We start from the raw sequence: 9,496 nt of genomic DNA, 5'->3' as shown, positions 1-9,496 counted from the left end.
GGCAGCCATAGCGATACGGTACCACCTGACTCCATTCCGAACTCAGAAGTGAAACGTATTAGCGCCGATGGTAGTGTGGGGCTTCCCCATGTGAGAGTAGGACACTGCCAGGTCCCAATTAAAGAAACCCGCCTAACGGCGGGTTTATTGCGTTTGGAAGAAAGAAAAATAATGGGGTCAGAGTACATTAATCCCCATTCCCTGCAACAACACCTCAAATTGGGGTCAGAGTACTTTATTGCTTTAAACATCAGAACATAGTCATTCTTTTACCCCCCAGTGCCGCTAAATCAGAGAAATGTACTCCGACCCCATTATTGTTGGCTAACTCAATAATTCGAGCTCTTTAACTCTCTAGGGCATGTAACAGGCAGTTTGAAAATAAGGTAGATAGGTACAGACTGTAGTTTAGGTCCAAGCGTTGGAAATACGAATGTAGGGTCAGAGTACTTTAAAACGTTATCTTTTAAAAAGTACGATGACCCCAATCTTTGAAATATACTCTGACCCCATTATTTTTGTGTTGTCAGTATTTGAAGACATTCTTATTCGATAAAAGCCTTAATAGATCAGACTTACTTTTAGCAAAGTGAGCGTTTTTTGGTAAACTCTGTCGAGTATTTTTCTAGTCGAAGTAAATAGGACAAACTAATGGCCGTATTCGGTACAGTATTCATGCCACAAATGGCACTTGCTACCTTTGTCAACGATAAGTGGACTGACACCGAATTTGTCAGTGCAGATAGTATTCAGCTGCACCCTGGTGCACACGTGCTTCATTACTCAAGTACATGCTTTGAAGGATTGAAAGCATTTAAGCACGAAGATGGCAGTATCAACATTTTCAGAATGGATAAGAATATTGAGCGCTTTGCTCAAAGTAGCCGTCTACTTAACTTGCCTGAAATAGACAAAGCGCAAGTCGAAAAGATGATCATCGATATTGTTGCAAAATACGCCTCTGAGGTTCCAGAGCCTCCAGGTTCTATGTATATCCGCCCTACGCATATCGGAACGGAAGCGTCTATCGGTAAAGCAGCAGCGCCATCGGCAAGTTCTATGCTATACGTTCTATTATCGCCGGTTGGTGATTACTTTGCTGGCGGTTTGAAGCCACTTCGCTTGTTGCTAGACGAAACAGGCATGCGCTGTGCACCGCACATGGGAATGGTAAAAAGCGGTGGTAACTACGCCAGTGCGTTGCCTCCTATTCTTAAAGCGCGTGCAGAAGTTCAGGCTGATCAAATTCTGTTTTGCCCTAATGGCGATGTACAAGAAACCGGAGCTGCTAACTTCCTGCTTATCGATGGTGATGAAATCATTACTAAAGGGTTAGATTCTAGCTTCCTACACGGTGTGACCCGAGCAACGATTCTTCAAATTGCCAAAGATCACGGCATGAAGGTGAGTGAGCGTGATATTACTGTAGACGAACTACTAGAGCGTTCAGCCAAACCGAATACTGAAGCAGCACTGTCTGGTACAGCGGCTGTACTTACGCCGGTAGGTACTTTTATTCACAATGATAAAGAGTATCAGGTGGGTAACGGTGAAGCTGGCCCTGTAACGATGAAGCTAAGACAAGCGTTAAATGATATCCAATGGGGTAAGGCCGAAGACACTCACAATTGGTTGGTGAAAGTGCCAAACTAGTCTAATCAGACACCCATTAAAAAAGCCTGCGAACGCAGGCTTTTTCGTTTCTAAAAAGGCACTCGATTACTTCGCTTTGCCTTGCTTAGCGACTGCATCCATCATTGCTTTGATAGCGTCAGCATCGCCAAGATATTCTTTAGAGATTGGCTTAAGGTTTTCATCTAGTTCGTATACTAGCGGTACACCTGTAGGAATGTTTAGGCCCAACACTTCTTCGTCTGACATACCATCAAGGTACTTAACAAGAGCACGAAGACTGTTGCCGTGCGCAGCAATAATTACGCGCTTGCCTGCTTGGATGTCTGGACGAATAACGTCGTGCCAGTATGGTAGTACACGTTCGATAGTTAGTTTTAGACTTTCACCACGTGGCAGGATGTCAGCATCTACATTGTTGTAACGTGGATCGTGACCTGGGAAGTGCTCGCTGTCATCTTCAACTGCCGGAGGTGGGATGTCGAAGCTACGACGCCAGATTTTAACCTGTTCTTCACCATGCTTAGCGGCAGTCTCTGCTTTGTCTAGACCTGTTAACGCACCGTAGTGACGCTCGTTCAGACGCCAGTGACGCTCAACTGGAAGGTAGTGCTGACCCATCTCTTCAAGTGCAATATTAAGTGTTTTAATTGCGCGAAGAAGTACAGACGTATAAGCCTGATCAAATGTAAATCCAGCATCTTTAAGAAGCTGACCTGCGGTCTTTGCTTGTGCTACACCAGTGTCGGTCAAGTCAACGTCGTGCCAGCCTGTGAAACGGTTTTCCAAGTTCCACTGACTTTCTCCATGACGAATAAGTACCAATTTATACATAGTTGGGTTACCTGCGGCGTTAGAGTGAAATAGTCTGAGATAATTCCAGAAATTGGACGTTCAGACGTATATTTAAAAATCTGCTGCTATCATCCTTGATTGGCGCTTAAAAATCCAGTTTATGCTGGTACAAAATCGCAGGTAAGACGTGTGTTTATCACTATAACTTGGGAATATATTATATAAAACGGGTAAGGTCTGGATGAGCAACTTTTATCCACTCTTTCATTGATGGCTCTTCAATAAAGCTAAAGTCTTCGAAGTCGAAGCCAGGTGCTACTGTACAACCAACAAGTGAGTAATCACCCATCGTTGCGGCTGCCTGAAAATTCCCTGCTTTAACAACTTCTACATAGTCAGTGCTTTGCCCACCAATGCGACGTTCCCACAACTGTTGTTTTTCAAGTTGAAACAGTTGTAGTGGAGCCCCTTCGTAGTGATTCCACACTTCATCATGTAACACGCGATGAAAACGACTAACTTGTCCCTTTAATAGAAGAAAATAAATATGAGTAAGCGCGGGTCGACTAGCATTGTGCACAAACGATTTAGTTTCGTTTTCAGAACGGAAAACTTGACGATAGAAACCTCCCTCGGGGTGAGGTGCAAGGTTGTACTTCTTAACTAGCGGGTGTGTCATGATAACTTCGTTATTATTTTTATTGCTTACTACTAATGCTTGTATATCTCAAAGCTTTCCTAAGCATGTATTAAGACATTTAATGTTTAACCTTCTTTTAAGCATACCGTTTGGTGCGTTATAAGAAAACAGAAATGTTGCATATTTGTAAACCATCTTAATCAGCAAGTACTCTGTGCATATGAGAAGTTTTCTTACCAATAAGCGCTATCTGCCCCAGTCAGCTTTTTCCAACTGTTACAGCGCTTCTTCATAATCCATCTGTTTAAACCAATAATGAGAAATAGCTAAAAAAGCGATGCCATTACTAAGAGTAGGTGAACTTTTTTTCATGTTTAGGCCGTACAAATTGGAAAATAAGGCGACGAAAAACACGTTGCTCGTTTCTAGCGTTGGCAAAATTGAAACGTACACAATATTCACGAACAGGCAAAGAAGGATGGTGAGCGTATGACATATAAGTCTTTTTCGCAGCTTGAAGTTAACGGCAAAAACTTCAAGGCGGTTAATTTTGACGGTATAGGCAGTAAATATGCGCTCGACAGGCTTCCGTTTTGTATCAAAATTCTTTTGGAAAACCTGATTCGTCATGAAGACCAAGAGTTTGTTAACAGCAACGATATTGAGCAAGTAGCAAAGTGGGACACAGATAATCACGTTGATCACGAAGTGTCTTTTGTTCCCGCACGCGTCATCCTCCAAGATTTTACGGGTGTGCCTGCTATTGTTGATTTAGCAGCCATGCGCGATGCGGTTAATCGTTTAGGTGGCGACGCTCAGGCGATTAATCCCCTCAATCCAGTAGAGCTGGTTATTGACCACTCAGTAATGGTAGATCATTTTGCTGAAGACGATGCGCTTGAAAAGAATACCGACATTGAAATTCAGCGAAATAGAGAGCGTTATCAATTTCTAAAATGGGGTCAGTCTAGCTTTGACAATTTCAAAGTGGTTCCCCCTGGTCGCGGTATCGTGCATCAGGTTAACCTAGAGTATCTTGCTCGTTGCGCGTTTACTAAGGAACAGGATGGGGAAACGTTGGTTTACCCAGATACCCTAGTAGGAACAGATTCGCATACCACGATGATTAATGGCCTTGGCGTACTAGGCTGGGGTGTGGGAGGCATTGAAGCAGAAGCGGCGATGCTGGGTCAACCAGTAACAATGTTATTACCAAAAGTGGTTGGCTTCAGGCTTTCAGGTAAATTGCCTGCTGGCGTAACTGCCACCGACATGGTGCTAACTATCACACAACAACTACGTGAACATGGCGTTGTTGGAAAGTTTGTAGAATTCTATGGACCGGGTCTTAAGCATCTTACTACGGCAGACCGCGCCACCATCGCAAACATGGCGCCTGAATATGGTGCTACTTGCGGTATTTTCCCTATTGATGATGTTGCGCTAGATTACCTGCGACTCACCGGCCGAGATGAAGATCAAATTGCCCTTGTAGAGGAATATGCGAAATTCAGCCACCTATGGCACGACGACCACTCAAAAGATGCCCAGTATCATGAGACCCTGGAACTTAACTTAGATGAAGTGGTTCCTTCACTTGCTGGACCCAAGCGTCCTCAAGATAGAATTGCCCTCGATAATGCAGCAGAGGCATTTAATGAGTGGCATCGTTCGCAAATTGACGTGAAAGTGCTTGATGAAGAAACCGATCTCATCGCAGAAGCGGGGTTAGGTACAACAGACGAGGTGGACGAAGAACACGACTCGTTCGTGGAGTTCAGAGGAAGCAAGTTCAACCTTGAAGATGGCGCTATTGTAATAGCTGCTATCACCAGCTGTACTAATACGTCAAATCCATCAGTGCTCGTTGGCGCAGGCTTACTTGCGAAGAAAGCAGCAGAAAAAGGGCTAGCCCGTAAGCCGTGGGTTAAAACTTCACTAGCACCTGGTTCGCAGGTTGTTACTCAGTATTTAGAAGATGCTGGTCTTATGGACCCGCTTGAAGCACTAGGCTTTAACTTGGTTGGCTACGGTTGTACAACCTGTATTGGTAACTCTGGACCGCTACCTGATGCCATTACCGACGCCATAAGAAAAGCGAAACTTACGGTTACCTCGGTTTTATCTGGTAACCGCAACTTTGAAGGGCGTATCCATCCCGATGTGGCTGCAAACTACCTTGCATCACCACCACTGGTTGTTGCATACGCGTTGGCTGGAAACATGAATGTAGATATCACTAAAGAGCCGTTGGGGCAGGCGAGTGATGGTTCTCCGGTATATCTAAAAGACATCTGGCCTACCGAAGACGAAATTCAGCAATATATAGCTGAAAACGTCACCGGTGATTTGTTTAAGGAAAAGTATGCAGATGTATTTAAAGGAAGCGGCGAATGGAATGAGCTGCAGGTGAGTAAAACATCGGTCTACGACTGGCCAGAATCAACCTACATTAAGCATCCACCTTTCTTTGAAGTAATGGGTAAAGAGCCAGAGGCTCTAACTGCAATTGAAAACGCACGATGCTTGGTTAAGGTGGGCGATTCGATTACTACCGACCATATTTCTCCAGCCGGCGCCATCGCAGAAGATAGCCCAGCCGGAGAGTACCTGCAGGCCCAAGGGGTTGAGCCTAAAGACTTTAACTCTTACGGGTCGCGTCGTGGTAACCACGAAGTTATGATGAGAGGTACGTTCGCTAACGTTCGTCTTCAAAACCAATTAGCACCCGGCACAAGAGGCAGTGCTACCACACACTTCCCAAGTGGCGATGGTATGTCTATTTTCCATGCTGCTATGCGTTACAAAGATGACGGCGTACCAGCCATTGTCATTGGTGGAAAAGAGTACGGAACTGGCTCGAGTCGAGATTGGGCTGCTAAAGGTCCTTCTTTAATGGGTGTAAAAGCAGTACTAGCTGAGAGCTACGAGAGAATTCACCGCTCGAACCTCATTGGGATGGGAATTTTACCGCTCCAATTTAAGTCAGGTGACAGCGCGAGTTCTTTGGAGCTTAAAGGCAATGAGTCTTTTTCTATTAACGCTGTTGAACGTGGGCAGACCGAGGTTGAAGTTAAAGCCGAGTCGGATGAAGGGAAAACAACAACGTTTATGATGGATATCAGAATTGATACATCAAACGAGTTCACTTACTTTGAAAACGGCGGCATTCTGCATTATGTGATTAGAGAGTACTTGAAGAAGTAAGTACGATAGCCATCGAGGGCAAGGGATCAATCCCTTGCCTTTTATTTGCGAGTTAGTAGTAGCGCTTTTCGCAGATAATTTCTTTTATATTCGAACCAATTTCTTTGTAGCGAAAGCACTTAAGATCTTTGGCCTCGGCACCATACAGGCTAACGTATTCATCGACTGTTGGCTGCATAGCAGACTTAAAATCTTCGGGGAGTGCACTGTCGATCTCTCTGTAAGTTTGTTCCCATTTGCGTCGCTTTTGCTCAAGCGCCACATTAAGCCAAACCCAACCTTTTTGGTAATCGGGCTCCATTCCCCACCCATACAGATACATTTGTGCTAGGTAGTACTGAGCTTCTTTATTTCCTGTATGTGCTGATTCAGTCAACTTGCTTAACGCTGTGTCGAAATCCTCATCTTTTAGGGCTCTAACACCATCTTTAACTATCGCTAAATAATCATCTTTCCACATATCTTCAATGGTTCTATCCCTTGCTTGAAGTGTTGTCGAAAACGCGCTAATCGATATCATCAAAAAAACAGCTTGTTTTAGTTTCATTGCTTCCTTTCTCTAATATTATTGAAAACGTAAATTGAAGATTAATCACCACCGATAATTTGAACTTGTGCAAGGTCGGTGTCGCCTTTAAGCACTTTGAAAATTGCGTCTTGAACGAGGGTGCGCATGCCATCAGCAGCAGCCTGAGACTTCATATCGGCGACGCTGGCTTCTTTGTACACCATGGACCGAAGCTCTGGCGTCATACCTAGTAGTTCGTGTACACCTGTTCTACCTTTGTAACCTGTGTTTCCACATTCTTCGCAGCCTTTAGCACGGTAAAGCTCTAGTGGCGTTTGAATATTCAGCTCCGCCATGTGCGCATGACCATACTGGCGCTCAATAAAGGCCATATCGGTTTCAGTGGCGATGTACTTTTCTTTGCAGTTACTACATAGCGTTCGAATAAGACGTTGAGCCAGTATACCCACGCAGGCATCTGAGAAGTTCACAGGGTCGAGACCCAAATCAAGTAAACGGGTAATCGTTTCAGGGGCTGAGTTAGTATGCAGTGTAGACAGTACTAAGTGACCTGTTAACGAGGCTTCAATACCTGCATGCGCGGTTTCTTTATCACGCATCTCACCAATAAGAATAATGTCAGGGTCAGCGCGTAAGAATGCGCGCAGGGCAGCAGCAAAGTTGAAGCCAATCTTGGGGCTTACTTGTACCTGTTGTAGGCCGGGTTGTGTGATTTCCACCGGGTCCTCGGCTGTCCAAATCTTCTTTTCAGGCGTGTTTAAATATCCCAATATAGCGTGAAGCGTGGTGGTTTTACCTGAACCCGTTGGCCCAACAACGAGAAGAATGCCGTGAGGCTTCTTAATCATTTCTTCTAAACGCGCACGGTTGTTCGGTGCCAAGTTCATCTTATCAATAGGCATCGCACCGCCAGATGCCAGAATACGCATAACCACACCTTCACCGGCAACCGTAGGAATGGTGGCAACACGAACTTCAACAAGTTGACCATTCATTCTAAACGCGAGTTTGCCATCCTGAGGTACGCGTTTTTCGGCAATGTTCAAATTCGACATTATCTTTATGCGTGCAATAACCGCACTGTGATGCGAATTAGGCACTTGGTTCATGTCGCGGCACACACCGTCCACGCGCATACGTACGCGAGTGGGCGCGTTTTTCTCTGGGTCTATATGAATATCTGACGCGTTGAGTCTCTTTGCATCGTGCAGAATACGGCTTACTAAGCGCACCACAGCAGGGGCGTCGTCAGAAAGTTCATCGACCTGGTCGTCGTTATCTTCAGTTGATGTACCAATCTCGTCGAGAATATCACTCATCTCGCCGGGGCCACCGCCACCGCTATTTTCACCCAGGTATTGAAGAATTAAGCTTGGTAGGCTGACAGCTATCTCGTAGCTATCAATACCCATGGCGCTCTCTATTTCCATAAGTAGCGCCGCATTATTAGGTTCAGCCATTAATACTATGGGCTTGTCATGGGCATCGGCAATGACAGCCACATAGTTCCTTTTTAAATAAGAAACATTCAGACGGCTTTCATTTTCGAACCTGTGATACTTATCAGGTAAATAAGGAATGAAGGGCACCTGATAGTGAATAGAAAGCGAGTTGCCAATTTCTTCTTCAGAGATGCGGTGTTCCGACACAAGACGCTGTATAAGAGCGCGAATGTCTGGAGTAGAACTTTGAATATCGTTTAATGTAGCTTCGTCTAATAAGCTTTTGTGAACTAGTAGATCGAAAGGGTTGTTTGTGCCGCCCAGTTCAAATCTGAACTTGTCGCCAAGAATAAGTGCAAGGGCATTGCCTAGCTTTAAATCTTCTTCAGTAAAACCACCACTGACTTTGTTGATGATTTGGATAACACCCATCAACACGCCCGCATTCATTATAGGTACGCATAAAATGTTCTGGGTTTTAAAGTCATTGTCTTTGTCGAACTTGTCGGCGAAGCGCAGGCGAGGGTGAATGCTTTGAAGTAGTGCAGGATTATACGGGTCGTCAATAACCACAGCCTTTTGTGATAGGGCAACATAACCAGCAATCGACATTGGGCTAATTGGCACTTTTATTTCCAGCGTCTCTTTACCCGTTTTAAATCTCGCGACCAAATCTTGATGCTGACGTCGACGTTGAAAAATACTCATACGCTGGGCATCAAACAAACCGAGGATAATTGGCTCTAATAAACCATATGCATCCAGTAACGTGGAGTGGTTATTTAGAATGCGTTTTATTTGTGCAAAAGTTTGCTGGTTATTCACTACTTCCATATTCTCACTACTAATAATGTTGGCGCCTAGTCCTTTATGCATTTGGCGTTACAAGAGCCTGTTAAGCTAGGGTAACAAGATATACCTATACCACGAAAGCAACAATACTACTTATAGACAGTTACATACACTGGTATAGCGTAAAAATATGTGTATAAAAAGCAAACTGCCTCTTGCATTGCTTCTGCCTTTCTGTATAATTCGCGCCCACTGCCCAATTAGGGCACGTAATTTTTAGCCGCGACCTCACTGCTTTTAGGGTGGTTGCCGAAGTAACGGATTCATCATCACTGATTAGCCTGTTGCTGGCGTGCTAGAAAAAAGAACAGGGTTCCGATTGGGAACCATCGGTTTACGCACATCCTTTCTTTCCGGAATAAATGGAAGAGAAAGGGTGAATTTTTTTGTTCTTTCGAT

The 9,496-nt window shown here is 44.6% G+C and carries 6 protein-coding genes and 1 rRNA gene; 3 read left to right on the top strand and 4 right to left on the bottom strand.

What is annotated here, in order from left to right:
* Together rrf and AWH61_RS17680 are read left to right on the top strand one after the other, a co-directional pair.
* A 5S ribosomal RNA gene (rrf, locus tag AWH61_RS17685) occupies positions 1 to 113 on the top strand; the annotation flags it as partial.
* Between the two features lie 538 nt (positions 114 to 651).
* On the top strand, positions 652 to 1,653 hold the full coding sequence (locus AWH61_RS17680) for a branched-chain amino acid aminotransferase (RefSeq protein ID WP_014947969.1): 1,002 nt from the start codon (positions 652 to 654) through the stop codon (positions 1,651 to 1,653).
* Between the two features lie 66 nt (positions 1,654 to 1,719).
* On the opposite strand, the gene gpmA is transcribed toward AWH61_RS17680, so the two are convergent.
* Positions 1,720 to 2,466, bottom strand: a complete 747-nt coding sequence (gpmA, locus tag AWH61_RS17675; RefSeq protein WP_014947970.1) for a 2,3-diphosphoglycerate-dependent phosphoglycerate mutase — start codon at positions 2,464 to 2,466, stop codon at positions 1,720 to 1,722.
* A 178-nt stretch (positions 2,467 to 2,644) separates the two neighbouring features.
* The gene (locus tag AWH61_RS17670; protein ID WP_039225136.1) at positions 2,645 to 3,106 is read right to left on the bottom strand and encodes a cupin domain-containing protein; all 462 of its coding nucleotides are present in this window, start codon (positions 3,104 to 3,106) and stop codon (positions 2,645 to 2,647) included.
* Between the two features lie 450 nt (positions 3,107 to 3,556).
* Between AWH61_RS17670 and acnA the strand changes: the two genes are divergently transcribed.
* Positions 3,557 to 6,274 (top strand): aconitate hydratase AcnA, encoded by a 2,718-nt coding sequence (acnA, locus tag AWH61_RS17665; RefSeq protein ID WP_075177790.1) that lies wholly within the window; start codon positions 3,557 to 3,559, stop codon positions 6,272 to 6,274.
* Between the two features lie 52 nt (positions 6,275 to 6,326).
* Here the strand turns inward: acnA and AWH61_RS17660 are convergent, their stop codons facing one another.
* The gene (locus AWH61_RS17660) at positions 6,327 to 6,821 is read right to left on the bottom strand and encodes an SEL1-like repeat protein (protein ID WP_075177789.1); all 495 of its coding nucleotides are present in this window, start codon (positions 6,819 to 6,821) and stop codon (positions 6,327 to 6,329) included.
* 41 nt (positions 6,822 to 6,862) lie between these two features.
* Entirely contained in the window at positions 6,863 to 9,121 is a 2,259-nt protein-coding gene (locus tag AWH61_RS17655) for a GspE/PulE family protein (RefSeq protein WP_014947974.1), read from the bottom strand.
* Between the last annotated feature and the right edge of the window lie 375 nt (positions 9,122 to 9,496).

Source organism: Alteromonas sp. W12, from assembly GCF_001924945.1.
In the GTDB taxonomy this organism is placed as follows: domain Bacteria; phylum Pseudomonadota; class Gammaproteobacteria; order Enterobacterales; family Alteromonadaceae; genus Alteromonas; species Alteromonas macleodii.
The sequence above is the reverse complement of the archived record's forward strand: the minus strand, read 5'-3'. Positions and strand labels throughout refer to the sequence as shown.